Source organism: Edwardsiella piscicida, assembly GCF_001896205.1.
Lineage (GTDB): Bacteria > Pseudomonadota > Gammaproteobacteria > Enterobacterales > Enterobacteriaceae > Edwardsiella > Edwardsiella piscicida.
The window spans coordinates 3,090,885-3,115,044 of sequence record NZ_MPNU01000001.1; the positions used below are offsets into that span (position 1 = coordinate 3,090,885).

The 24,160-nt window shown below is 56.6% G+C and carries 25 protein-coding genes; 11 read left to right on the forward strand and 14 right to left on the reverse strand.

Going from position 1 to position 24,160, the window contains the following annotated elements; all coding sequences use genetic code 11:
* Nucleotides 1-2 precede the first annotated feature (2 nt).
* The 6 genes from BRD58_RS14275 to BRD58_RS14305 form a co-directional block, all read right to left on the reverse strand.
* Nucleotides 3-305, reverse strand: a complete 303-nt coding sequence (locus BRD58_RS14275) for a hypothetical protein (protein ID WP_069579214.1) — start codon at nucleotides 303-305, stop codon at nucleotides 3-5.
* A complete protein-coding gene (locus tag BRD58_RS14280) occupies nucleotides 305-922 on the reverse strand; it encodes a nucleotidyltransferase domain-containing protein (RefSeq protein WP_071890343.1) in 618 nt (205 codons plus the stop codon). The genes BRD58_RS14275 and BRD58_RS14280 overlap by 1 nt, the downstream gene beginning before the upstream one ends.
* A gap of 1 nt (nucleotide 923) precedes the next feature.
* Nucleotides 924-1,751, reverse strand: a complete 828-nt coding sequence (locus tag BRD58_RS14285; RefSeq protein WP_158024516.1) for a pentapeptide repeat-containing protein — start codon at nucleotides 1,749-1,751, stop codon at nucleotides 924-926.
* 492 nt (nucleotides 1,752-2,243) lie between these two features.
* Complete coding sequence (locus BRD58_RS14295; protein ID WP_073383447.1) at nucleotides 2,244-2,819, reverse strand: phage polarity suppression protein; 576 nt, start codon at nucleotides 2,817-2,819, stop codon at nucleotides 2,244-2,246.
* Nucleotides 2,820-2,833: 14 nt separating this feature from the next.
* Nucleotides 2,834-3,076: an ogr/Delta-like zinc finger family protein gene (locus tag BRD58_RS14300; RefSeq protein WP_071881907.1), complete on the reverse strand. Its 243-nt coding sequence runs from the start codon at nucleotides 3,074-3,076 to the stop codon at nucleotides 2,834-2,836.
* Nucleotides 3,073-3,276 (reverse strand): hypothetical protein, encoded by a 204-nt coding sequence (locus BRD58_RS14305; RefSeq protein WP_069579218.1) that lies wholly within the window; start codon nucleotides 3,274-3,276, stop codon nucleotides 3,073-3,075. The genes BRD58_RS14300 and BRD58_RS14305 overlap by 4 nt, the downstream gene beginning before the upstream one ends.
* Before the next feature lie 189 nt (nucleotides 3,277-3,465).
* Here BRD58_RS14305 and BRD58_RS14310 point away from each other — a divergent pair, with 189 nt between their 5' ends.
* On the forward strand, nucleotides 3,466-3,762 hold the full coding sequence (locus tag BRD58_RS14310; RefSeq protein WP_012849576.1) for a YciI family protein: 297 nt from the start codon (nucleotides 3,466-3,468) through the stop codon (nucleotides 3,760-3,762).
* Nucleotides 3,763-3,878: 116 nt separating this feature from the next.
* On the opposite strand, the gene BRD58_RS14315 is transcribed toward BRD58_RS14310, so the two are convergent.
* From BRD58_RS14315 to uilS, 5 genes are all read right to left on the reverse strand, one after another.
* Nucleotides 3,879-4,265: a RidA family protein gene (locus BRD58_RS14315; protein ID WP_015462182.1), complete on the reverse strand. Its 387-nt coding sequence runs from the start codon at nucleotides 4,263-4,265 to the stop codon at nucleotides 3,879-3,881.
* Between the two features lie 36 nt (nucleotides 4,266-4,301).
* Nucleotides 4,302-4,628 (reverse strand): AzlD domain-containing protein, encoded by a 327-nt coding sequence (locus BRD58_RS14320; protein ID WP_012849578.1) that lies wholly within the window; start codon nucleotides 4,626-4,628, stop codon nucleotides 4,302-4,304.
* Nucleotides 4,621-5,388, reverse strand: a complete 768-nt coding sequence (locus BRD58_RS14325; protein ID WP_069579220.1) for an AzlC family ABC transporter permease — start codon at nucleotides 5,386-5,388, stop codon at nucleotides 4,621-4,623. Before BRD58_RS14325 ends, BRD58_RS14320 begins: the two co-directional genes overlap by 8 nt.
* A 33-nt stretch (nucleotides 5,389-5,421) precedes the next feature.
* Complete coding sequence (locus tag BRD58_RS14330) at nucleotides 5,422-6,705, reverse strand: L-cysteine desulfidase family protein (RefSeq protein WP_069579222.1); 1,284 nt, start codon at nucleotides 6,703-6,705, stop codon at nucleotides 5,422-5,424.
* Nucleotides 6,706-7,232: 527 nt separating this feature from the next.
* Complete coding sequence (gene uilS, locus BRD58_RS14335; RefSeq protein ID WP_015462185.1) at nucleotides 7,233-8,093, reverse strand: UilS family quorum-quenching N-acyl-homoserine lactonase; 861 nt, start codon at nucleotides 8,091-8,093, stop codon at nucleotides 7,233-7,235.
* A 437-nt stretch (nucleotides 8,094-8,530) separates the two neighbouring features.
* On the opposite strand from uilS, the gene BRD58_RS14340 reads away from it, so the two are divergent.
* Entirely contained in the window at nucleotides 8,531-9,256 is a 726-nt protein-coding gene (locus BRD58_RS14340) for a ribonuclease T2 family protein (protein WP_069579224.1), read from the forward strand.
* A gap of 408 nt (nucleotides 9,257-9,664) precedes the next feature.
* On the opposite strand, the gene BRD58_RS14345 is transcribed toward BRD58_RS14340, so the two are convergent.
* Nucleotides 9,665-11,134, reverse strand: a complete 1,470-nt coding sequence (locus BRD58_RS14345) for a sensor domain-containing diguanylate cyclase (protein ID WP_012849584.1) — start codon at nucleotides 11,132-11,134, stop codon at nucleotides 9,665-9,667.
* A 244-nt stretch (nucleotides 11,135-11,378) separates the two neighbouring features.
* A complete protein-coding gene (locus tag BRD58_RS14350) occupies nucleotides 11,379-12,371 on the reverse strand; it encodes a TDT family transporter (RefSeq protein WP_012849585.1) in 993 nt (330 codons plus the stop codon).
* 107 nt (nucleotides 12,372-12,478) lie between these two features.
* Between BRD58_RS14350 and BRD58_RS14355 the strand changes: the two genes are divergently transcribed.
* The 9 genes from BRD58_RS14355 to BRD58_RS14395 all read left to right on the forward strand — a co-directional run bounded on the left by BRD58_RS14355 (nucleotide 12,479) and on the right by BRD58_RS14395 (nucleotide 22,492).
* Complete coding sequence (locus BRD58_RS14355) at nucleotides 12,479-13,357, forward strand: LysR substrate-binding domain-containing protein (RefSeq protein ID WP_015462188.1); 879 nt, start codon at nucleotides 12,479-12,481, stop codon at nucleotides 13,355-13,357.
* Nucleotides 13,358-13,511: 154 nt separating this feature from the next.
* Nucleotides 13,512-14,036 (forward strand): Dps family protein, encoded by a 525-nt coding sequence (locus tag BRD58_RS14360; RefSeq protein WP_012849587.1) that lies wholly within the window; start codon nucleotides 13,512-13,514, stop codon nucleotides 14,034-14,036.
* Nucleotides 14,037-14,188: 152 nt separating this feature from the next.
* Nucleotides 14,189-14,674 carry a DUF1198 family protein gene (locus tag BRD58_RS14365; RefSeq protein ID WP_012849588.1) on the forward strand — a complete coding sequence of 162 codons (486 nt, stop codon included), beginning with the start codon at nucleotides 14,189-14,191 and terminating at the stop codon, nucleotides 14,672-14,674.
* Between the two features lie 611 nt (nucleotides 14,675-15,285).
* On the forward strand, nucleotides 15,286-15,804 hold the full coding sequence (gene mprA / locus BRD58_RS14370; RefSeq protein ID WP_012849590.1) for a transcriptional repressor MprA: 519 nt from the start codon (nucleotides 15,286-15,288) through the stop codon (nucleotides 15,802-15,804).
* 345 nt (nucleotides 15,805-16,149) lie between these two features.
* Nucleotides 16,150-17,325 (forward strand): multidrug efflux MFS transporter periplasmic adaptor subunit EmrA, encoded by a 1,176-nt coding sequence (emrA, locus tag BRD58_RS14375; RefSeq protein WP_012849591.1) that lies wholly within the window; start codon nucleotides 16,150-16,152, stop codon nucleotides 17,323-17,325.
* 17 nt (nucleotides 17,326-17,342) lie between these two features.
* Nucleotides 17,343-18,878 carry a multidrug efflux MFS transporter permease subunit EmrB gene (emrB, locus tag BRD58_RS14380; RefSeq protein WP_073383957.1) on the forward strand — a complete coding sequence of 512 codons (1,536 nt, stop codon included), beginning with the start codon at nucleotides 17,343-17,345 and terminating at the stop codon, nucleotides 18,876-18,878.
* Nucleotides 18,879-19,081: 203 nt separating this feature from the next.
* Nucleotides 19,082-20,137, forward strand: a complete 1,056-nt coding sequence (locus tag BRD58_RS14385; protein WP_078057755.1) for an extracellular solute-binding protein — start codon at nucleotides 19,082-19,084, stop codon at nucleotides 20,135-20,137.
* Between the two features lie 13 nt (nucleotides 20,138-20,150).
* Nucleotides 20,151-21,812 (forward strand): ABC transporter permease, encoded by a 1,662-nt coding sequence (locus tag BRD58_RS14390; RefSeq protein ID WP_012849594.1) that lies wholly within the window; start codon nucleotides 20,151-20,153, stop codon nucleotides 21,810-21,812.
* Nucleotides 21,809-22,492 (forward strand): ABC transporter ATP-binding protein, encoded by a 684-nt coding sequence (locus BRD58_RS14395; protein ID WP_015462191.1) that lies wholly within the window; start codon nucleotides 21,809-21,811, stop codon nucleotides 22,490-22,492. The genes BRD58_RS14390 and BRD58_RS14395 overlap by 4 nt, the downstream gene beginning before the upstream one ends.
* A gap of 116 nt (nucleotides 22,493-22,608) precedes the next feature.
* On the opposite strand, the gene degP is transcribed toward BRD58_RS14395, so the two are convergent.
* Nucleotides 22,609-24,024 carry a serine endoprotease DegP gene (degP, locus tag BRD58_RS14400; RefSeq protein WP_034165522.1) on the reverse strand — a complete coding sequence of 472 codons (1,416 nt, stop codon included), beginning with the start codon at nucleotides 24,022-24,024 and terminating at the stop codon, nucleotides 22,609-22,611.
* Nucleotides 24,025-24,160 lie beyond the last annotated feature (136 nt).

Genomic DNA, 24,160 nt, shown 5'->3' on the forward strand with positions numbered 1-24,160 from the left:
ATTTAGGCTTTCCTCTTATCAACCTCTTTTTTTATTTCACTAGTCAAAAACTCAACTTCATGTGAAAGTTTTTTATAGCTATCCGTAATTTGCTCCTGGCTTTTATTTGCTAGAAAAAATACTTTATCCGCTACTTTAAACAAAAGCATTACCAAGCCATCTTCTTTTTTTAGCTCGTTTCTTAACGCCCAACGCTCAATGCTTTTTTTCGTTAAGCTATTTAATGATTCAACTTGAAACTTACAACCATTAACTATTTTCAATATTACTCGCTGAGCTTGCATTCTATTCAGAAAATCACTCATTACTTTCCCTCCCTCATAAACTCAACCCATTTTTTTATTGCCGTAGCATGTTTTTTTATTTTTAAAACTTCAGATCTTGAAATATATTCACCGATGCCTCTTGTACTCATAATTCTCGCTCTATTCAGGGTGGAATAGACATCTAATGGTAAAAGTATGCTCTTATCCCCAATCATCAGAGCAGCATCTCGCGAGAACACAGGCTTATCCATGAAAGCTAAGGAAAAACAAATAGCTATATTTCTAATAGAAAGAAAAATATTAGACATTTCAAATACATATGAGTCAGTTTCATTTAGTAATTCATCTAGTGATGTATTTAATAACGAGCTGAACTTAAAAAAATCATCATTATATTTCTTGTATACACTAGGGCACCCCATAGCTCTCAAAAAATCAACATTATCATCAGAAAAAATTAATCTGGATTCTAAATACAAATGCCATGCAAAAGGATTCCCTTCACTCCATAACTCTCTTATTCGTACATAAGAATAAATTGAATATTCATCAATATTAAATCGTTCATCTTTATCATTCACTATTGCCAACAAATCGATATCTGAATCTTTAGATACCTCACCTCTACACAGAGATCCAAAAGCATATATGTGCATCTTACCTCCTGCTAATTTTTTTTACTAATAATGACATGAACAATCCAAAAACAACCAATCTAATAAAATATATCAAGGCTGAAATACCATCATTATCACCTGTGATTTTTTGTATGCCGAAAAAAATCAACGGAGTTTCTTTCGCTTTTTCACCAAATACTTTCAGGGTCACATCCCCTGATACATTTAAGGTCAGGTAACACAATATACACGCAAAGATAATAAAAACTGTTAAGAGTAGTCTCTTTAAGCTTTCTCCATTTCCCCATATCCAATCTAAAATAACAAATAACAACCATTCAAAAAACTTTCCAACGCGACTCAAAGATTGGTATTTGTTTCTATAGTAGTCTTCTTCAGAACGCCATGCCTTTGATAAATGACTCCTAGTTGCTATTAATTCTTGTCTAATAGCAAAATTTACCGACTCAGTATCCCCCTGCTGTTGATAGTTAACACGAAGGTTTCTGAAAAACTTCGCCCTCAAATTTTCCTCATTTGGAGCACTTTCAGTCAACGAATTTATATCAACTTGAGTTCGTTCAAAAACTGCATATCTTAAGTCACAACAAATAAATTTCGAACCATTAAATGAAGTGCCTGTAAATCGACAGCCAACGAATTCACAGTATGAAAAAACACAATTCCTAAAATAACAAACATCAAAAATACAATAATTAAAATTTACGTGTTCAAATTTTTTCCCTTTTGCGACTCCTCTTATGAAAACTCTATTATCAACTTGCTCATAACTCATGTTTCGACAAAATGAAACATCTTCCTCTTTAGTTCGCCCATTTGATGCAAATAACTTCTCTTCCATTCCCATGCTCATACCTTTCAAATGTAATATTTGTCAACGACAATCATTCACATTATATACTTCACTTTTTATGTTTTTGTCTGCCGCAAGTTTATCCGATTACAAGCCTCCAACCATTCGTACATTTTGCATGTATCAATCAAATACTCAATAACGAATCAAAAATTACTGACATACCATTCTATCCTCGCCCGACCTGACCGCGTCAGAGGCTCACCTCCCCCCCAAACATCGTTTGCACATCCGCGCCCCCTTACATCTCTGCGACGCTCACAGGTCGCGAAATTAAATAAACACTTTCCCGCTGGCGCGCAATGCTATCCCCGCCTCGCCTGCCCGCTTCATGGGGCGCTTTTAATGCAGGTGCATGAGAGGGCGCAGAGCGCGCCAGGACTGGCGCGACGAGGGCTAGAAAATATCGTAAGGCGCATGCAAAACCATGCACGCTATGCATGCATGGCTTTTTAGAGAAAAATGCGGGGATTTATGGCGATTTTTTTATGCCGGGCGCTGCTGTTCCAGTGCAATTTTTCGGTGCATAAATTTCAGGTTTTCGGCAGGCGTCGTGCGGCTGATGGCATCCTGCCGGGCCGCTGTTTCTGGCCGTAGTCCCGCACTGTTTAAAATATCCCGACTGGCCTCGGCGTACTCAATGGCCGGGCTGATGGTCATACTGACGGCCAGCGCTTCCCGCAGGTATTCCAGTGCCCGATCGGCGGCCCGTGTGCGTAACAGTTCCGGCTGATGATTCAGCCCCATTAACTCCGGTGCCAGCGCACTGAGCAGCTCGGTGCCGTGACGTTGCATGAAGCTGCGCAGCTCCGTACGCACACTGACACGCAACAGTTCATCATGAGCATGTAGGTATCGATCGGCGTGTTGATTCATCTCCCACTGTTTCACGGCGATCAATTCACGCAGATAGGCCAGGCGATCGCCAGACTTGCCGCTGCTATCGGCCTGTAGGCTAGCTATCTCTAGCGTCGCCTTGGTCCATGCCTGACGGCTATCCTGCCAACGTGTTTTGGCCGCTTGGCACGCCATTGCCGCTTTTTGTAATGGGGTTGTCGTCATGTTGGTGTTCTCGGTTAATGTGAAAAGGGAGAGCGATAGCAACCGGATACCCGGCGCGGCTCCGCCTGTGGCGCTGGCCGTTCTGCTGTTACCGGCTTGGCTGGTTGATGGATAATTTCATCGATGGATTCCAGTGTGCGGAACGTCGCCGAGCAGTGAACATTGGTGCACTGGTGATAGCGTTGCTTGACGTTATCCGATAAGTATCGGCTGCTGCGGGTATGGGCGGATTTACCGCAAAAAGGACAATGCATCATGCGATCAGCCCCCGCGCCTGAAGCTGGGCTTTACGCTGCTGCATTTCTTCGTAAAAACGCATGCTCTGTGCCGGTGTTGCGGCGAGCTCATAGTCCATATGGGGGAGCGGGCTGGGCGATAACCCTATTTTGTACAGTACCGGCTCATCGTTTAAACGGATCTCATATTGGTCTACTTGTGCTTTCTGTAAGTACCCCATATAACCGCGCCGCTCGTCTCTAAAGCCATACTGTCTCGGAAAACACAATCCACGTTCGCTCCCCGCACCATGACATGATAACGTTTTCGCTTACGGCGCAGCATCGCCGGATAGGCGCGGCCGTGGCGGTAGACACACACACCGTCGCGGGCCGAGCGATACGCACTCTTTGTTAAACGGGATAATCCGATGAGCGTCATTTACGTTGTGGTGTTGACCTATAGTAAACCCCTGTCTGAAATCGATGCGCAGATGGCGGCGCATATTGAGTGGCTTAATCAGGGCTATGACGAGGGGGTTTTCCTGACCTCTGGGCGGCGTATTCCGCGCAGCGGCGGAGTGATCCTGGCGCGCAGCGACACGCTGGAGGCCCTGCAGGCCAGACTGCAGCGCGATCCGTTTCAGCAGCATGGGCTGGTCGCTACCGAGATCATCCCCTTTGAGGCCAGCCGCTGCGCCGATACGATCCAAGGGCTGTTGGCGTAAGGCGACCGCCATCGGCAGTACTAACGGGACAGCTTCTGGGTGTCCATAGACAACGCCACCGACAGGTGGCGTTTTAGCGACACGGAGATATACCCCGCGAGTTGATCTCCAGCAGATTAGCGCCGCACGGCGATGGCCTCGATCTCGATCAGGGCATCCTTCGGCAGACGAGCGACCTCAACGCAGGAGCGCGCCGGGAACGGGGCTCCGTGCGCGCTAAAGAACGCTTCATAGGCGGCGTTGACGGCGGTGAACGCATTGAGATCCTTAACAAATACCGTCGTTTTCACGATGGAGGCCACGCTGAGCCCGGCGGCGTCGACGATAGCCTTGACATTCTCCAGCGACTGGCGGGTCTGCTCCGCGACGCCCTGCGGCATGGTGCCGCTGACGGGATCCAGCGGAAGCTGGCCGGAGGTCAGCACCATGTTGCCCAAATCGATGCCCTGAACATAGGGGCCAATGGCGGCCGGGGCGTGCGGTGTGTTGATAACGTTAGACATAATGACTCCTAAATGCGCTTTCAGCGCGGGCGGGGATTACACAAAGACAAACTGGTTCAGCAGGATCAGCGAGACCACGCCGCTGATAACCACCCAGATCAGACCAAAGCGCAGGCTGACCAGAGTACAGATCACCGCTGCGATCACCTTCGGGTTGCGCAGATCAAACTCCATGTGGGAGTCAACGCTGAGGATCTGGATCGCAATGATGGCCGGCAGTACGGTGACCGGCACAAAGCGCAGCGTCTTTTTTACCCGGGGCGACATGTTGATGCGGCTGCCCAGCCCGATCAGGGAGAAGCGGATCGCAAAGGTGACCGCCGCCATGCCGAGCGTAAGCATGGCAAAAAAAGCATTAGTCATTGACGCTCACCTCGCGCATCGTATTAAGTTCGTTAAATATCTTATGCGACTCTTCGGTTTCACGCAGGGCCTTCTCTCTTTCATCCGCCAGATCGACCGCCAGACCGGCGGCAACGCCCAGCACCGAGGCCACGACGATCCCCAGGGAATAAGGTAGGATCACCAGCAGCACGCCGGAGACGCTGGCCACCACCGCGGCAATGATACAGGCGCGGCTTTTCACCTGCGGGATCACGATGGCGATAAAGGCGGCGATCATCGCGAAATCCAGCCCGTATTTTTCAATGTTAGGAAACGCCGCCCCCAGCAATGCGCCGAGAAAGTCGGCCACCACCCAAATAAACCAGAAGGTCAGCATCGCGGACATATAGAAATAGACTTTCTCATGCTTATTTTCCTGCATCGGTTTAACCGTGACCGCATACACCTCGTCCGTCAGTCCATATGCCATCAGGCATTTTTTCCAGAGTGCGTAGTGGCGCATTTTATCCGACATCGATGCGCTATACAGTACATGGCGCAGGTTAATGATCAGCGTAGTTAATACGACAACCCCTATCGAGGCGCCAGTTTTTATCATATTCAGCGCCAGCATCTGCGCCGATCCGGCGATAACAATGCAGGACCAGGCGGTGCTCTGCCATATGCTCATGCCCGCTCCGACGCTCAGCGCACCGACGATAAATGAGAAGGGAAAGTCCCCGACGCACAGCGGAAAAATCATCTTCATTCCGCTGAGTATTGCTTGTTTTCTTTTCATATTAGCCTCCATCCTGCGGCGCTAATCTTTCAATTATTTTTGAGTCATGATGCTAATAATTTCTTTATCGGTGAAGCGCATCGGTTTGATCACCAGACGGCACAGATTCTGAATCGAGTCTTCCACGTCATGGGCCACGATACCGTCATTTTCACCGGCGCAGTGGTTTTGGCGCGCCATCAGCACCGATTTAAAGGCGCTCATGGTGGTCGTGGAGACTTTCATCGCGCAGCTGTTGGAGGCGCCGTCGCAGATGATGCCGCTGACGTCGCTGATCATGTTGGTAATCGCCTGGCCGATCGCCTGGAAGCTGTGGGTAAACAGCCAGGCCATGCCGGCGGCCGAGCCCATGGCGGCCGTCGAGGCGGCGCACATCGCGGACAGGCGGGTATAGCGCGCATGGATCGAGATCGCCACCAGATGGGAGAGTGCTAGCGCACGGGCCAGCTGGTCATCGTTAACCTTGAGGTGACGAGCCACCGCAACGACCGGCAGCGTTGCGGCAATCCCTTGATTACCTGAGCCAAAGTTAGACATGGCTGGAACCGGCGCGCCGCCCATGCGGGCATCAGAGGCGGCCACCGTGTCGATCAGCACCCGGGTCATCAGCGAATCGCTCATCATCCCCTCATCAATGGCGGCGGAGAGGGTCTGGTTAATATTCAGGCCATAGGGCTGAGCCTTACCGACCGTCGATAGGGTGCCGTTAATCTCGGCGGCCTGCAGGATAAACGCCAGCTCATCAAACGGCGCCTGATTCACATAATCAAAAGCCTCGCGCAGCGTAAACGGCGGAAGCTCACCCGCCGCATCCTCCTGACCACGCGGTTGCGCCACGGCGACGGCCTCACCGTTCAGGTACAGTTCAGTCACGTTAGTATGGCTGCCGTTCACCACGATACGGCATTCGCTGTGCTGACTGCGCAGGGTCAGATCCAGATGGATAAAGTCCTCGGTATCGGCAGCGCCGATATTCACTCTACCGCAGGCAACCATCGTTTTTGCCTGTTCAACGCACGCATCGCCGATCCCTTTTAAGGTTTCCAGGCCGCGGCTGGCATCCCCCCCGAGGGCGCCGATGGCCGCCGCCAGATTAACGCCGCAGCAGGCGGTGCCGGGGATGGTTACCCCCATGGCATTTTTATACAGATTTTCAGAGATGGCGCCGCTAATGGTCTCAACCGGCTCCCCTAGGCATCGCTGGGCATAGGCCGCCGCATAGGCGATGGCGACCGGCTCAGTGCAGCCCAGCGCCGGCGCGACCTCTTTTTTCAGCCATTGCACGAATAACGGTGTCGCGGTAATTGGCGTAGTCATTGTTATTTTCCTCAAGATTAAAAAACAAATGCTCTGATAAATACTCTATGGGAATCCGCAGGAAATAACTTTCTATAATCACTCGTCTTATTGGCGACAAAAAGAAAAAACACTCTATTTTTAAAAATAGGAAAAAAATAAATTACAACAATGTTAATTGATTGATTTCCATTGGATTAATAATGATATCAATTATCAAAAGGCAATTTTTAGTGCATTGCATCACACTTTGCAAAGAGAATAATTTTCTTATTCCACTTAAAACTCAGCAAAAAAATTTCATCAATAGGCTATCTTGCAGCAAGAAACCCTAGAAACTCATTTCTAATTGTTTCTGTAAATATCACAATTCAAATATATTTATAAAAATATGGAATATTATTTTAAAAAGCAAAGTCAGTCTGCGGCGATAATAAAAAGGCGAGGTGGAAAGAGGTTGCCAATAATATGGCCAGAGGTAGGCGTGTCGATAATGTCAGCGATGCGAACGCCTTACCGCCGGACACGGCGATAAGGCGCGGGACCGATTACAGGTGCGCGTTAAACCACGCCAACTGCTCGGCGAGAGAGCGGCAGAAGTGCTCGCCGTCATACATATCGTAGTGGTGCGCTCCCTCCTCGACATACAGCCGCTTGGTCGCGGCACCCGCGGCGGCAAACAGAGCGATCCCCTGCTGCGGAGGATTGACCGTATCCTGTTCCGCCACCACCACCAGCGTGGGACACTGTACCTGCGCCGCAAAGCGCGCCGGCTGATAGCGAACGGTTTCCAGCACCGTCAGAAAAGGGATTTTGATATCCATCGCGGGATAACGCAGCCGATAGTCGGCAAAGAAGGCCTTGGACTCCTCGTCACTCAGCACCCGCGTAACGGCCACCATCATCTCTTTACCGCTGGCGTTCTTTTTCTCCTCCATCCGCAGCAGCGAGGCAATAAAGGCGTTCTTCTCCTCTTCCGTCATCTGTCCGGTGACCATGGCCTCGCCGTCGGCAAAGGCCAGCTGACTCACAATACACCTCACCCGGGCGTCGCCAGCGGCAGCGGCAAAGACATGGCAGCCGCCAAATGAGGTACCCCACAGGCCAATGCGCTCGGCATCGATAGCCGGCTGGGCCGCAGCCCAATCAATCACGCTGGTAATATCCGCCGTCTGCATAGCGGGAACCAGGCGACCGCGCTCTCCCGCGCTGGCGCCAAATCCGCGATAATCAAAGGTCAACGCAGAGAATCCCGCCTGCGCGAAGGCTTCCGCAAAGGCAGGTAATAGCGCCTGCTGAATACCACAAAATCCATGACATAAAATAATCGCCGGAGAAGCGCTAATCTCTGCGGGGTGATACCAGGTCAGCGCAATACCGTTAGGCAAGGTATGAGTTGATATTTGCATTATCAGGAACGATCCATTTTTTATTAGGATCGTTACTATCAGCCAAAATACGATAGGCATTCAAGAAAAATCAAATCAGCGCTAGGACACCGTTTAGCTCTCGTTGACAATCACATTAAAACAGTAAGATAACATCTGAATGCGACCAGAATCACGGCGATGGCGCCATCCCGATATACTTATTTTTAGGTAGCGATGCGCTAGGTGGTTTATTCATAGGTGCGCGGCACTTTAGTATTGCCGCAGCAACTTTTCATTTTTACACAATACGCCAAATTCATCCCAATTCTTGCCCCCTCCGTTGAGACTGGGTTTTATTTTTAGTGTTAGTCTGTACCTCGATATTCATCGATGCGCGGAGGATACGATCGCGTGATGACCCGAGCTTCTCTGAACCCGAAATAAGCTATACGGCAACCTGACTGAGAGAGACGACCGTGCTACGAATTAAATATTTTCTGTTACTGCTCCTGCTTTGCGTTTCCGGCCCCCTGTATGCCCTGGATAAAGATGAGCAGGATCTGCCCGGCCTGCCCAGCGGCGCCTACGACTACCTGGTTTACGCCGTCACCTGGCAGCCTACGTTTTGTCTGCTGAATCCGGCTGCTCCGGGGTGTAAAGCCTATCGCGCCGACTTTTATACCCATGGGATCTGGCCCTACTTTCTCTCTACCGAGCAGAGCGCCAACCGCCATCCCTCCAACTGTATCCAGTCACCCGGCTGCCCCGCGGGCAGCAGCTGCGCGCTGTTACCGGGCGTGATCGACGCCCTGCTGAAAGATACGGCGTTTCGAAAAATCGTCAGCGCCCAGCCCGAAGGGCTGATGAAGCACGAATGGAGTAAGCACGGTACCTGCCTCGGCAGCGATCAGCGGGGATATTTTACTCGCTTTACGCAGCTGAAATCGGCGGTGAAATATGACGATGAATTCAAAAAGCATATGGGGCAGTCCGTCTCTCTCGACACCCTGCGCGCCTGGTTCCCCGATAACGTTCGCTTTCGCTGTGCAACCCACGGCGGCAAGCACTATTTCTTTGAAGCGTTTTACCTGATAGACCGGCAGGGCGCCCCCGATGGCCGCGACGCCAAGCTGCAGATAGGTGAACCCTGCCCGTTAGAAGCTATCTGGATCCCCGCGCCGCCGTCGCTCGATGCACGCTAATCCGTAAATCCCATAACACCGCGCCGGAGCGCCATCGCTGCGTATCCCGGCGCCCTCCCCCTCCACGCGGTAAAACAGCGCTGACGCGATAAATCAGGGATAATAAACATTATCCATAGCCGACGATTAACGAACGCAGATCAGTCGCGTATCTTCACGCGATGACCGTTCGGTCGCCCAAAATACGCCATGCCCCCCGCGGCGACGCTCAGGCCAGCCGGGGCCGCGAGCCGGAGATAAAGACGAAAGCTGGAGCAACGCAGAACGGCAAAATAATCATCCCGCGTCAAAACGCGCCGACGGGTCTATACAGATAATCGGATACAGCAAGACGGGCCATTCGCTATCCACATCGCCATATATAGCCACATCGGCACTGAGGTAATACACGCCCTATATCGCCGCGCTCTATATTTTAAGCGACGCTAGCTCGCGGTACTTCAGCCGATTACGTCCGGTATTTTTGGCCTGATACAGCATTTCATCGGCATAGCGCACCAGCGCATCGAATGACTGGGGGGTTACGCACTCCCGCGGCACCAGCACGCAGCCGATGCTGACCGTGAGATGGCCCGGTAAGGCCTCATCGCTACCGTAATCCAGAGACTCACGCAGCTTATCCAGCCGTTCTAAAATATTGCACTGACCGTCAGCGCTGCACAGCGCAATAAACTCCTCGCCGCCGAAGCGGCCGATCAGACTATCCGGCTCCTTAAAATGACGACGCATTTCATTGGAAAAGTAGATCAGCGCTTCATCTCCAGCCTGATGACCATAGGTATCGTTGTAATGCTTAAAGTAGTCCAGATCGAACAGCGCTAGCGCTACCAGCGACCTGGCATGCTGCAGCAGCGGCGCAAAATGCTGAACAAAGCTGCGCCGGTTACGGATCCCGGTCAGATAGTCGATGCTGGCCTGCAGGGTCAGCGCCTGATTCAGCTGCTCCAGCTGCTCACGCTGGGCGGCCAGCGCCTGCAGCACGACTTTATCTGCGCCAATATCCTGGATCTGTGAAATATAAAGCAGCACCGCATCCTGCTCAAAAATGGCCGATACGCTCAAACGTACCCACAGGTAGGCGCCATCTCGCTTCAGGTAGCGCTTCTCCACCGAGTAAAACTCAATGCGACGCTGCGCCAGATCCTGCAGGTATTGCAGATCCAGCGCCAGATCGTCGGGATGAGTTATCGACTGAAAGCTGGTATTCAGCATCTCCGCCTCGCTGTATCCCAGCATCTTACAAAAGGTACGGTTGGCTCGTCGGTAGTAGCCCTCCGGTGAGGTCAGCGCCATCCCAATCGCCGCGTATTTAAACGCCTTATCGATGATCTCATTGATGCGCTGGTTTTCCCGCAGCAGCTGCGCGTTACGCTGGAGCAGCGTCGACTGATACAGCATATGGCCGATGCTGCTGGCCATAAAGCGCACGCAGGCAATCTGTCCGCTGCTGAAGGGGCGGTTACGCCCATTGCGCGACAGCAGCTCCAGCAGGCCATAAAACTCACCGCCCACCGTCAGCGGAATCCCGATATAGCTGGCGACGGGCAGCGCGCGGTAGGGCGGCGGCAGGCGCTGACGCTGCGCATCGGAAACCGTGGTCTGTACCACCAGCGCTCCCTGGGCCACCACGCTGGCGCTGAAGTCCGCTGCGAGCGCGAGGTGGTGTCCCGCCTGCAGCCCCGCGAGCGCGGGATACTGAAAGACGACGCTGGCGATCCGATGGTTCACCCGGCTGATCACCCCGACCTGCATGTTAAGGATCTTCAGCCCCAGCCCCAGGATATGGTGGTACACCTCATCGCCCGCGTCATGCGGCAGCGTGGTAAGGGATACCAGCTCGGGGTAGTAACGCGCCAGCTGCGGATCGCTGTCGTTCACGGCCTCTCTCCTTCAGAACATCGGGGGATATCGCTTTATTACTATAGAACAGCCGGGGCGGCGCAGTGGACGGGAGGGAGATAAAAAAAACCCCGGCGCAATAGGCCGGGGAATATGACAGAACACTTACAGAGTCATCACAGTTTTAAAGAAACAGAGCCCAAGCTGTACAGCTGATAAAGAGGACGATAGCCATTAAGGGGACGACGTTAATGCAGTTGCTCTTCATGCGATATCCCTCACCTTACGCCACGTTGTTAAACGTTGTATCGTTCTTGCCCGCCAGACGCAGACCCGGCAGCCAGTAGTTGTGGGCATAGCGCAGCGCGACATAGGCGATGATCACCGTGGCCACCGCGACCTCTACCGTCGCCATCAGGTGAAGCTGCGCCGCGTAGTCCGCTGCTCCCGGATACTGAGCAACCAGATGGGACATCTTGTACAGCGCGGTGGCACCGATGGCCATCGGGAAGGTAAAGGCCGCATAACCCGGGCTGAACGGCAGCTGCAGCAGACGGAAGAAGGAGCAGTAAATCACGACCGTCATCAGCAGGGCGATCCCCAGCAGAATGGCGCAAAGCAGCAATGACGGATTCTGAACCACGGTCAGATAGCCAGCCAGAGAGAGGCTTGCCGGAGCAGCCATGATGGCGATCGTCGGCTTCGCGGCATCCGGCACCTCATTGCAGAACATGAAGCGGTAAATCATCAGCGGCAGCATGATCAGGTAGCTGACCATCCCGATCACCAGCAGAATCTGTGCGAACGGAATAAAGGCGGCGCCAGGACAGCAAACATCGGCAACGATGATACCGACCGGCGGCACGAACCAGCTCGGCACCATATGGTGCATACGCGGCTCACGGGCGCGGTGGAAGAAAAACAGCGCCAGCGCAATCAGGTGTACCGCGACCGCAGCCAGCCACAGCCCCTGCCCTACGCGGGGAAAATAGTGGCCTACGGCCACGGATACCACCATCGTCGCCATGGCGAAGGTCGGCACGATACTGCCCACCACCGGATGCTTAATATCCTGCATCAGGGTGTCGGGGTGAAAAATAAAGCGAACGGTCAACGCCAGCAGGATCGCGGCGGCGATCAGCGCGCCGATATTCTGTCCGATCCCGTGCAGCGGCAGCGCATTTTCCAGCCCCCAGCCAATGCTGGCAATACCCAGAGCCAATCCAGCCGCCGGCGTCGGCATGCTGCGAACCTTGCGATGAATTAATCTTAACACCTGAACACCTCTACGTTTTTCATTGTTTCTATGGCGCATACTATAGCCACAGGATATTATTTAAAAAATCAATAAATTTCTTACCATTGGTTTAGGAAAACTAAACAATGAATATCACCTTCAAACAGCTGCGCGTCTTTGTCGCCATTGCCCGCAGCGGCACCCTGACCCAGGCGGCATCACAGCTGTTTATGACCAAGGGAGCCCTGTCGCAAACCCTAAGCGAACTGGAAAACCAGCTTGGAGTGCGACTGTTTGAGCGTCAGCACGCCCGCCTACTGCTGAACCATGAGGGACAGCGCCTATTGCCGGTGGCCGACGAGCTGCTGACCCGGATGCAGGGGGTGGAGAGCCTGTTCAACAACGGCAACGGCGATACCCGGCTGATGGTCGGCTGCACCAAGACCATCGGCAGCTATCTACTGCCGGAGCTGCTCAGCGCATTCCAGCTGCGCTACGGCTGGCTCCCCCTGCCGATCATCGCCAATACCCAGGGCATTGCCGGCATGGTGGCCGGATTTGAGCTGGATGTGGCGCTGCTGGAGGGACCGGTCACCGACCCGGCGCTAATCTGCCAGCCGTGGCTGGAGGATGAGATGGTGGTGGTCGCAAGCCTTGAACACCCGCTGGCCGGACGGGGCCCGCTGAGCTATGCGCAGCTCAGCCGGGAGCGCTGGCTACTGCGCGAGGCGGGGTCAGCCAGCCGGGCCTTCTTTGACCACCAGCTGGCACCCCGCCTGGACAATCCGCAGGTGGTGCTGTCGCTGGATGCCTTTGACGCGATCCTCGCCTGCGTCAAAAACAATCTGGGCATTACCTTTATTTCCCGCCGCATGCTGGAGCAGCCGCTGTACGCCGGACAGTTCTGTATCCTCCCCTGCGAACTGCGCTTTAGCCGCCGTTTCTCCCTGTGCCTGCAGCGCAGCAAGTATATCTCCCCCACCCTGAATCTATGGCTAGAATTTTGTCGCCATTGGTCAGCGTAGGCGGGCGCCTCGTACATCCGTGTAACGATTACTGGCCGCATCTACTTGAAACTCTTTGTATTACAAATAAATCCACACTGACGTTGAATGATCTATACTGCTTGGGTACTGAGCACTACTGCTGCTTTGATTATCTAATTCTAAGGAGATCAAGATGAGCACGGTTAAAAAAAGCGACGTCCAAGCACGCCAACGTCTTCCCCTGGCCACGCCAACCGATCTGGGCCATGAGGCAACCAAAGCAATCAGCGCAGCAATGAATGCACTGCTGGCCGACATTTTTGCCCTTTACCTGAAAACCAAGAATTTCCACTGGCATATGAGTGGCCCGCATTTCCGCGACTACCATCTGCTGCTGGACGAGCAAAGCGCACAGCTGTTTGCCATGACCGATGATATTGCTGAACGCGTACGTAAAGTTGGCGGCAATACCCTGCACTCCATCGGCGAAATCTCCCGGATGCAGCGGATTAAAGACAACGATGCCGAGTACGTCGATCCCATCGACATGCTGGCTGAGCTGTGTGAAGACAACAAACAGGTCGCCGCTGAGCTGCGCGCCGCCCATGCGGTCTGCGATGAGTATCACGACATCTCCAGCGCCAGCCTGATCGAAAACTGGATCGACGAAACTGAACGCCGCGTCTGGTTCCTGTTTGAAGCCTGCCGCCGCGCCTAAGATCGTTTATTGTCGCTGTCACGGCGCCCTCTGCGGCGCCGTTTTTCTGCGTAGCGCTTTCGTAGGGCGCTGCGTGCCCCGACTCCCCCCTGCGCTGGCTGAACCGCGCCTTTATCCGTATGATGGAGCGACTGTCACTCCCGGAGACCGGCATGATTTGGTTAATGCTCGCCACGCTGGCACTGGTGTTTATCGCCGGCTTCCGCGTACTCAATACCCCCACCCGACGCGCCTGTCAGCGCCTGACCCAGCGCCTGAATATCGAGCCCGTGCACGTCGAGTCGCTGCTCAGCCAAATGGGGAAGACGCAGGGGGAGGCGTTTGTTCGCTATCTGCAGTGCGGCGGTGAGTCGCACCTCAATAATGGCGCGATTGTGTTACTCATCTATCAAACCTTTATCGTTAACGGTGACGACGACAACCTGCGGTACTGGCGCTCACTGCTGCGCAAAGCCGGTTTTAACGCCGATATCAACCCGCATCAGGTGCGTCTGGCGCTCGATTTTTTACGCGATCTGGAGCCAGATACAGATGAAATGTTGGCATTCCGCCTGCACTATCAGCAATTTTTTGCACCGCAGGTCCAAGAAGCAGAAGAAAATGGTGATAATGTCTACATCCTTGACCATTTCCGTTGACTATAATAAGGGCCGTTAACGTTTCTTGCGGCACATGTCACAAATCTGACATGCAATCTGTTGCATATTAAAAGCATGAACTTTCCATTTTCACACTAACTAATTAACGATATGGTTCAATCCGTGCGTTTTCTCCCTCGGACGGGGCAGTCGCGTCATACTGCGGCGCACCCGCTTCCCGTTGGCATGGCTCCCTGAACCGACACCGTTGTCATGGCCATGACGACGGTGCAGTACCCAGGCGTCCACGGCGGATGCCTGTGCCGGTCGATCGCCCCCGGCGCCCTCAGTAAGGACATTTTTTATAAAAATAAAGAGTTACTGGCCTAACTCAATAACAGTGAAAAAATGTATAGCTCACTCGCACACCTCCCACTCCGCTCGGCAGACGACCGTCGCCTGGCTGCGCTGTGGTATCCGCAGCGCTCCCGCGCCCACGGCAATCTCCGTGCGCCTTTGCGTAAGAGAGCATTAAAAAAATTCATTAATTCCGTTATGATTTCGTCATTAAATTTATTAGCACGCGGCTTAACTTTTTTCTCAGAAACATCGTTTACAAGACTGATAACCAAAGTTACTATACCCAATGAAACTAATGAGGTCATGATCCAATGCCACGTTCTATCGCTCAAATCGAAGAGATGCTAAAGCAGCGCGCTAAGCGGCAGCTGGATTTTCCCTATCAGGAGATCCTGCTGACCCGCCTGTGCATGCATATGCAGAATAAGTTGCTGGAAAATCGCAACAAGATGCTGAAAGAACAAGGGATTAATGAAACGCTGTTCATGGCGCTGATTACGCTGGATGCGCAGGAAGACTATAGTATTCAACCCTCCGAGCTGAGCGCGGCGCTGGGATCATCGCGTACCAACGCGACCCGTATCGCCGATGAGCTGGAGAAGCGCGGCTGGATCGAGCGCCGCGAAAGTGACAACGATCGCCGCTGCCTGCATCTGCACCTGACGGAGGCTGGCAAGGCATTTCTGGCCGAGATTATTCCGCCACAGCATAAGTGTCTACACTTCTTATGGTCAACGCTGACTCAGGAGGAGCAGCAGCAGCTGGAAGTGTTGACACGTAAGCTGTTATCGCGCATTGAAGAGATGGAACAGTCCGGATTGCCACAGTAAGCCATTCACCTGAAATTATGCTTACCGTTACGTAGAAGATCGCGCGTTTGTATCGCCAGCCCCAGGGCAGCGCCAAACGACGCGCGGTCTGACCCGCCATCCAGAACGTACAACCGCTCTTTCTCTGACCGTACAGCGCACGTATCCACCAGACGATGTGTATCAGTGTCTGTTTCAATGCGCGGCTAAGACGATATCTCTTTTCATTCCTCCGCCCACTCTCCTATGCTGCCCAACGCCGGCGGCACGGCGACGGTGATTGCCAGCGTGCGGCTGCGGGGGAAAAGACGACATGCAATACCCATCATATGACTATGGTTCCAAGAGGAAATGCGGAGAAACACCATGAGTGAAAACCTGGCGACACAGGCAACCCAGCAGCCTGCACCCAATAAAAAGAAACAGCGTAAAACCTGGATGCTAGGGATGACCGGCGTGTTCATCCTGATCGCCGCTGCCTACCTGGTCTATTGGTTTATCGTTCTGCGTCACCACCAGGAGACCGACGATGCCTATGTCACCGGCAACCTGGTACAGATCAATGCTCAGGTCTCCGGCAGCGTGACCCGGGTGAACTTTGAGGGCACCGATCTGGTGAAGGCGGGCGACATCTTGGTCACGCTGGATAAAACCGATGCCCAGCAGGCCTATGAGCGGGCGAAAACCGCGCTGGCCAACAGCGTACGCCAAACCCACCAGCTGATGGTCAACGCCAAACAGTATCAGGCCAACATCGCCATGAATCAGGTGGCGCTGAGCAAGGCCAGCAGCGACTACCAGCGTCGTCTGGCGCTGAGCCGCTCCGGCGCCATTGGCCGCGAAGAGCTGCAGCATGCGCAGGACGCCATGGAGAGCGCCCGCGCCGCGCTGGACGTCGCTATCCAGCAGTACAACGCTAATCAGGCGCTGATCCTGAATACCCCGCTGGAAAAACAGCCGGCGGTACTGCAGGCCGCCGCCCAGGTGCGCGACGCCTGGCTGGCGCTGGAGCGCACCCAGATCCGCAGCCCGGTGACCGGCTATGTCTCCCAGCGCAGCGTACAGGTTGGCGCTCAAATCAGCCCCAACACGCCGCTGATGGCCATTGTTCCGGCCAGCCAGATGTGGATAGACGCCAACTTTAAAGAGACTCAGCTGGCCAATATGCGTATCGGCCAGCCGGCTACCGTCGTCAGCGATATGTACGGCGACGACGTGGTGTTTAAAGGGAAAGTGGCCGGTTTGGATATGGGCACCGGCAGCGCCTTCTCTCTGCTGCCGGCGCAGAACGCCACCGGCAACTGGATCAAGGTCGTGCAGCGCCTGCCGGTACGCATTGAGCTGGATCCTCAGCAGCTGGCGCAGCATCCGCTGCGCATCGGGCTCTCCACGCTGGTCACCGTCGACACCGCCAATACCCGCGGCGAGGTGCTGGCCCAGCAGGTACGTAAGACGCCGGCCTACCAGAGCAATGTGCTGACGCTGGATCTGGCGCCGGTGAATCGCGAGATCGCCGGGATCATCCAGGCCAATGCCGCTTAATCTGCGCCGAGGTGACTGTGCAACAAAAACCGCTTGAGGGAGCCAAGCTTGCCTGGATGACCATCGCGCTGTCGATGGCCACCTTCATGCAGGTGCTGGACTCCACGATCGCCAACGTGGCCATCCCGACGATCTCCGGGAACCTGGGCGCCTCCAACTCCCAAGGAACCTGGGTGATCACCTCGTTTGGGGTGGCCAACGCCATCTCGATCCCCATCACCGGATGGCTGGCCAAGCGCTTTGGCGAGGTGCGGCTGTTTCTGTGGTCAACCGGGCTCTTCGCCCTGACCTCTTGGCTGTGCGGGATCTCCCAAAGCCTGGAGATGCTGATCCTGTTCCGCGTGCTGCAGGGGCTGGTCGCCGGGCCGCTGATCCCGCTCTCCCAGAGCCTGCTGCTCGGGAACTATCCCCCCGCCAAACGCAATATGGCGCTGGCCCTCTGGTCGATGACGGTGATCGTCGCCCCGATCTGTGGGCCAATACTCGGCGGCTATATCAGCGATAACTACCACTGGGGCTGGATCTTCTTTATCAACGTGCCGCTGGGGATCGGCGTGGTGCTGGTGAGTATGTCGACCCTGAAAAGGCGAGAGACGCGCATCGAGCATAAGCCTATCGATACCGTCGGCCTGATCCTGCTGGCGCTGGGGGTCGGCTGCCTGCAGGTGATGCTGGACAAAGGCAAGGAGCTGGACTGGTTTAACTCGTCGGAGATCATCCTGCTGACGGTGGTCGCCGTCGTGTCGCTGATCTTCCTGCTGATCTGGGAGCTGACGGACGATCACCCGGTGGTGGACCTTTCGCTGTTTAAGATCCGCAACTTTACCATCGGCGTCCTGTGCATCAGCCTGGCCTATATGCTCTACTTTGGCGCCATCGTACTGCTGCCACAGCTGCTGCAGGAAGTGTATGGCTATACCGCCACCTGGGCCGGACTGGCCTCGGCGCCGGTAGGGTTAATTCCGGTGCTGCTCTCCCCGATCATCGGCCGCTTCGGCGCCCGACTCGACATGCGACGACTGGTCACCTTCAGCTTCATCATGTATGCCGTCTGCTTCTATTGGCGTGCCTACAGCTTTGAACCGGGTATGGACTTTGGCGCCTCGGCCTGGCCGCAGTTTGTCCAAGGGTTTGCCGTGGCCTGCTTCTTTATGCCGCTGACCACCATCAGCCTGTCCGGTCTGCCGCCGGAGCGTATCGCCGCGGCCTCCAGCCTGAGCAACTTCTGCCGTACCCTGGCCGGCTCGATCGGGGTCTCGATCACCACCACGCTGTGGACGCGGCGCGAAGCGCTGCACCATACCCACCTGGCCGAGTCGATCACCCCGTATAACCCCATCGCCCAGCAGGCCTATGGCGAGATGGAAAAGCTGGGGCTGAGCAGCCACCAGGCCTCCGCCCTGATAGCCCAGGACATCACCGCCCAGGGCCTGATCATCTCGGCAAACGAGATCTTCTGGGCCTCGGCCGGCGTCTTCCTGGTGCTGCTGATACTGATTTGGTTCGCCAAGCCCCCCTTCTCCAGCGCAGGCGACAGCGGCGGCGCCCACTGATCCCTCGCGCCGCGCACGCGCTCAACCGCCCATCCCGGGCGGTTTTTTTTTCACCGTTTTTTCCCCGCCGTCACCCCGCCCAGAGGCCTCCCATAACGATAAACAGAATTAAATTGAAATTAAAAGTAATTATCATTTACTATTTCATCCCCCAGGGCGGCGCCGGACGTCGTGCGCAGGCCCGCTGACCAGGAGAAAAATCGATGATGCGTAGCTTATCCACCGCCGTTACCGCCTGGCTGCGGCTCGGTGCCGCTGGCCTGCTGTTTGGCCTTAGCGCTCTGCCCGCCGCCGCCGACGACGGCGCCCTGACGCTGTACACCACCCGGGAACCGGGGCTGATCAAACCGCTGCTGGAGGGATGGACACAGCAGAGCGGTGTGCAGGTCAACACCGTCTATATCAAAGACGGGATGCTGGAGCGACTGAAGGCCGAAGGCGCCAACTCACCGGCCGATCTGCTGATGACCGTCGACGCCGGTAACCTGCTGGATCTGGTCGAGGCGGGCGTCACCCAGCCCGTCGACTCCGCGACGCTGACCCAGGCCATCCCCGCCAACCTGCGCGGCGCCGACAACCAGTGGTTCGCGCTATCGATGCGCGCCCGCGTACTCTACATCGCCAAGGATCTACCCGACCGCACGCGCACGCTGCAGTATCAGGATCTGGCCAAGCCGGAGTGGCACAACCGCATCTGCATGCGCTCAGGCCAGCACCCCTACAACACCGCGCTGGTGGCGGCGATGATCGCCCATCAGGGCGAAGCCAAGACCGAGCAGTGGCTGCGCGCGCTGAAGGCCAATCTGGCGCGTAAGCCGACCGGCGGCGATCGCGACGTGGCGCGCGATATTCTGGGCGGCATCTGCGATATCGGTATCGCCAACTCCTACTATGTCGGACACCTGAAAAACGCCAAGCCGGGCAGTGATGCCCGCCAGTGGGGCGAGGCGATCGAGGTGATCAGACCGACCTTCGCCAGCGGCGGCACCCACGTCAACATCAGCGGCGCCGCCGTGGCCCGCCATGCGCCCAACCGTCAGGCCGCGGTACAGCTGATGGAGTATCTGGTCTCCCCTGAGGCCCAGCAGCGCTATGCACGCGCCAACTATGAATACCCGGTACGCCAGGGCGTAGCGCTGGATCCAACCATCGCCGACGCCATTGGCACCATTACCCCGGATCCGCTGCCGCTGACCGAGATCGTCAAACACCGTAAACAGGCCAGCCTGCTGGTGGATAAAGTTGGCTTCGATCAGTAAGCGATTCCCCCCGATGAGCCGCCGGATACGCGGCGCCCTGCCGCACCCGACGCCGCTGGCGCTGGGCGCGATGGCCGTCGCCCTGCTGGCAATTACCCCGCTGCTCTCGCTGCTGTGGCTAGCCGCCGACGGCGGGGTTCAGCACTGGCGCGATCTGTGGCGCTATGTCCTACCGCAGGCCGCGCTGAATACCCTGCTGCTGCTGGTCGGGGTGGCGCTGCTGGCCGGCGCCATCGGCGTCGGCTGCGCCTGGGCGGTGAGCGCCTTTCAGTTCCCCGGGCGGCGTCTGCTGAGCTGGGGACTGCTGCTGCCACTGGCGATGCCAACCTACATCGTCGCCTTCTCTTGGCTGGATCTGCTGCACCCGATTGGCCCGCTACAGAGTGCGCTGCGCCTGCTGCTCGGCTATGACAGCCCGCGCCAGTTCCGCCTGCCGGATATTCGCGGCGTCGCCGGGGCTATCGTGCTGTTTAGCCTGGTGCTCTACCCCTATATCTATCTGACGATGCGGGCGATGTTCATCAGCCAGCCCGCACACCTGCTCGAGGCGGCACGCACCCTCGGCGAAAACGGGCGCGGCACCTTTCTGCGCGTTGTGCTGCCCATGGCCAGACCGGCGCTGGCGGTCGGTATCAGCCTAGCGCTGCTGGAGACCCTGAACGATCTCGGCGCCTCGGAGTTCCTGGGGGTGCAGACCCTGACCGTCGCCGTCTATACCACCTGGATCACCCGCTCAGACATCGCCGCCGCCGCCCAGATCGCCTGCATGATGCTGGGATTTATCTTCCTGCTGCTGACGCTGGAGCTATACGGACGCCGGCGCCAACGCTACGCGGGGCGCGGTCTGCGTACCCTGCAACCGCAGCCTCTGCGCGGCCTGCGCGCCTGGCTGCTCAGCGCCGCGACGGCGCTGCCGCTGCTGCTCGGCTTTATCATTCCGCTGCTGCACCTGATCTGGCAGAGCCTGAAGCGACTGGACAGCCAGACCCTGCTCTCCGCCGAGCTGCTGGCGGCGCTGCGCAATACCCTGCTGCTGTCGCTGGGGGTCACGCTGCTGGCGGTGGCGATCAGCCTGGCGCTCAGCTGGTATGCCCGCATTCGGGCGCTGGCGCCGCCCACGCCGCCGCTGCGCCGGATCACCCTGCGCCTCGCCTCGCTGGGCTATGCCGTACCGGGCACCATTCTGGCCATTGGCTTTATGCCGCCGGCGCTGCGCGCCGATGCTTGGCTGGCGACGGCGCTGGAGATACGCGGTCTGCCGCTGTTCTCCTGCGGCCTGCTGCTGATCCTGTGCTGCACCCTGCGCTTTCAGACCATTACCCTCGGCGCGCTGGACGCCGGGCTGGCGCGTATCGCCCCATCGCTAGAGCAGGCGGCCCGTTCGCTGGGTGAGCGTGAGGGGGCGACCTTTTGGCGCGTACACCTGCCGCTGCTGCGTCCGGCGCTGATCGGCAGCGCGCTGCTGGTCTTCGCCGACGTCATGAAAGAGCTGCCCATTACCCTGCTGCTGCGCCCGGTCAACGTGGAGACGCTGGCGACCCTGCTGTACGCCGAGGCCGCACGCGGCACCTATGAAGATGGCGCCATCGCGGCGCTGCTGATCGTACTGGCCGGTACCCTGCCCATGACGCTGTTGGTTCGCAACCAGTTAAAACACGCGGGAGAGTCGCGATGAACGAAATGGCCTTATGCCTGGATAATCTGCACGTCAGCTATGGCGCGGGCGCCAGCGCCCAGCCGGTGCTGAACGGTTTCTCCCTGTCCCTGCGTCAGGGGACGCTGGCCTGCCTGCTCGGCGCCTCCGGCAGCGGTAAGACCACCGTGCTGCGCGCGATCGCCGGGTTTGAACGCCTCGACCGCGGCAGCATCCGCATCGCCGGGCGCTGCGTAGCATCGCCGCAGCAGCATCTGGCGCCGGAGCTGCGCCGCGTCGGCATGGTGTTTCAGGACTATGCGCTGTTCCCTCACCTGACCGTGGCGCAGAACATCGCCTTTGGTCTGCGCCGCCAGCCGCGCGCCGTCCAGCGGGCGCGCGTCGCCGATCTGCTGCAGCTGATCGAGCTGTCGGGGATCGGCGAACGCTACCCGCACGCCCTCTCCGGCGGCCAGCAGCAGCGCGTCGCCCTGGCGCGAGCCCTGGCCCCCCAGCCGGATATCCTGCTGCTGGATGAGCCCTTCTCCAGCCTGGATGAAGGCACCCGCGAACGTTTAGGCCAAGAGGTGCGGGCGATCCTCGCCGCCGCCGGGCAGACCGCGCTGCTGGTAACCCACAGCGCCCAGGAGGCGCGCACGATGGGCGGCCCGATCCTGCATATCGCCCACGGTCAGGCGCTGAGCTGCGCCGACGCGGCCTAACCCGTACGCGCCACCGCGGTGAGATGCGGATAAAAAAATACCCCGTGGGCAATACGCTCACGGGGTATTCGTCTTTCCGGGGGCGTCACCCGATATCCAGGCGACGCGCGGAGGGATTACTGCATCAGCAGATACAGGGTGTTGTCGCCACGCTGGATGTTCAGCGCCAGCACCGGCGGCTTGGCATCCAGAATTTTACGCAGCTCACCGATGTTAGCGATCGCCTGCTGGTTCACGCCCAGGATCACGTCGCCCTTCTGCAGACCGATACGCGCGGCGGTGGAGCCTTTCTTCACGTTGTCCACCTTCACGCCCTTGCCACCGGCGGCATTGCTCAGCTCGGCCCCTTCGATACCGCTGAAGATGTTGTCAGAGGCCACCTGGCTCTGCGCGCTCTGCTCCAGGGTTACCTCCACGTTCATCGGCTTACCGTCGCGGATGATCCCCAGCGCCAGCTTGCTGCCGACCGGCATGGTGCCGATTTCAGCGCGGAAGGAGGCGAAGCTGGAGATGTTCTTCCCGTTCAGGGAGACGATGACATCACCGGCTTTCAGCCCGGCCTTCGCGGCGGCTGACTTCGGCAGCACCTGGCTGATAAAGGCGCCGCGCTGGGCGTCGATCTTCATCGCCTTCGCCAGCTCGGAGTTCAGCTCGGTCCCCATGATCCCCAGCTCACCGCGTTTCACCTGGCCGTACTCCACCATCTGACCGGTCAAGTTTTTCACCATGTTGCTCGGAATGGCGAAGCCGATGCCGATGTTGCCGCCGTCCGGCGCCAGAATGGCGGTGTTGATCCCGATGAGATCGCCGTTCAGGTTCACCAGCGCACCGCCGGAGTTACCGCGGTTAATCGCCGCGTCAGTCTGAATAAAGTTTTCGTAGTTTTCCACGTTCAGGCCGCTGCGGCCCAGCGCGGAAACGATCCCGGAGGTGACGGTCTCACCCAGCCCGTAGGGGTTGCCGATCGCCACCGCATAGTCGCCCACGCGCAAATTGTCAGAGTCCGCCATTTTAATGGCGGTCAGGTTCTTGGCATCCTTCAGCTGGATCAGCGCGATATCGGTACGCGGATCGGTGCCGATCACCTTGGCGTCGAAGCGGCGACCGTCGCTCAGCTGCACTTTAATGCTGTCGGCGTTGGCCACCACGTGGTTGTTGGTCACGACATAGCCTTTACCCGCGTCGATAATGACCCCGGAGCCCAGCGCCTTAAAGCGCTCTTTGGACGGCGCATTGCCGCCGCCCTGGCACATCGGCGAACCGCCGAACGGCGAACCCGGCTGGCACAGCGGGGAGTCTTCGCCAAAAAACTGCTGGAACTGCGGCGGCACGCGGCTGTTATTGACGGTCGCGCTGCCCTCGACGTTGATGCTGACCACGGACGGCATCACTTTCTCCAGCATTGGTGCCAGGCTCGGCAGCGCCTGGGCTGTGGTGGCGGAAGAGGTCTCTGCCGCGCTGGCCGACATCGGACTCAACGCCATACCCAGACTCAATGCAACGGCACTCAATACTAAAGTGGTTTTTTTCATAGCACGATTTTCTCTCGTAATAGCAACGATAAAACGGATTCATTCAGCGGCGCTGAACGGCGTTGCGCCAGACGGCGCCGCTATCACCGTGACGGTGATATTATGTTTACTAAGAGTAGTAAACTGAAATGAAGTT

Coding starts and splice junctions, on each gene's coding strand:
- BRD58_RS14360 (WP_012849587.1), top strand. CDS start 13,512: ATGAGCACGGTTAAAAAAAGCGACGTCCAAGCACGCCAACGTCTTCCC.
- BRD58_RS14315 (WP_015462182.1), bottom strand. CDS start 4,265: ATGTCTAACGTTATCAACACACCGCACGCCCCGGCCGCCATTGGCCCC.
- BRD58_RS14390 (WP_012849594.1), top strand. CDS start 20,151: ATGAGCCGCCGGATACGCGGCGCCCTGCCGCACCCGACGCCGCTGGCG.
- BRD58_RS14330 (WP_069579222.1), bottom strand. CDS start 6,705: ATGACTACGCCAATTACCGCGACACCGTTATTCGTGCAATGGCTGAAA.
- BRD58_RS14310 (WP_012849576.1), top strand. CDS start 3,466: ATGAGCGTCATTTACGTTGTGGTGTTGACCTATAGTAAACCCCTGTCT.
- mprA (WP_012849590.1), top strand. CDS start 15,286: ATGCCACGTTCTATCGCTCAAATCGAAGAGATGCTAAAGCAGCGCGCT.
- uilS (WP_015462185.1), bottom strand. CDS start 8,093: ATGCAAATATCAACTCATACCTTGCCTAACGGTATTGCGCTGACCTGG.
- BRD58_RS14275 (WP_069579214.1), bottom strand. CDS start 305: ATGAGTGATTTTCTGAATAGAATGCAAGCTCAGCGAGTAATATTGAAA.
- BRD58_RS14385 (WP_078057755.1), top strand. CDS start 19,082: ATGATGCGTAGCTTATCCACCGCCGTTACCGCCTGGCTGCGGCTCGGT.
- BRD58_RS14285 (WP_158024516.1), bottom strand. CDS start 1,751: ATGGGAATGGAAGAGAAGTTATTTGCATCAAATGGGCGAACTAAAGAG.
- BRD58_RS14295 (WP_073383447.1), bottom strand. CDS start 2,819: ATGACGACAACCCCATTACAAAAAGCGGCAATGGCGTGCCAAGCGGCC.
- BRD58_RS14355 (WP_015462188.1), top strand. CDS start 12,479: ATGAATATCACCTTCAAACAGCTGCGCGTCTTTGTCGCCATTGCCCGC.
- BRD58_RS14300 (WP_071881907.1), bottom strand. CDS start 3,076: ATGATGCATTGTCCTTTTTGCGGTAAATCCGCCCATACCCGCAGCAGC.
- BRD58_RS14280 (WP_071890343.1), bottom strand. CDS start 922: ATGCACATATATGCTTTTGGATCTCTGTGTAGAGGTGAGGTATCTAAA.
- BRD58_RS14305 (WP_069579218.1), bottom strand. CDS start 3,276: ATGGGGTACTTACAGAAAGCACAAGTAGACCAATATGAGATCCGTTTA.
- degP (WP_034165522.1), bottom strand. CDS start 24,024: ATGAAAAAAACCACTTTAGTATTGAGTGCCGTTGCATTGAGTCTGGGT.
- BRD58_RS14325 (WP_069579220.1), bottom strand. CDS start 5,388: ATGAAAAGAAAACAAGCAATACTCAGCGGAATGAAGATGATTTTTCCG.
- emrA (WP_012849591.1), top strand. CDS start 16,150: ATGAGTGAAAACCTGGCGACACAGGCAACCCAGCAGCCTGCACCCAAT.
- BRD58_RS14365 (WP_012849588.1), top strand. CDS start 14,189: ATGATTTGGTTAATGCTCGCCACGCTGGCACTGGTGTTTATCGCCGGC.
- BRD58_RS14320 (WP_012849578.1), bottom strand. CDS start 4,628: ATGACTAATGCTTTTTTTGCCATGCTTACGCTCGGCATGGCGGCGGTC.
- BRD58_RS14395 (WP_015462191.1), top strand. CDS start 21,809: ATGAACGAAATGGCCTTATGCCTGGATAATCTGCACGTCAGCTATGGC.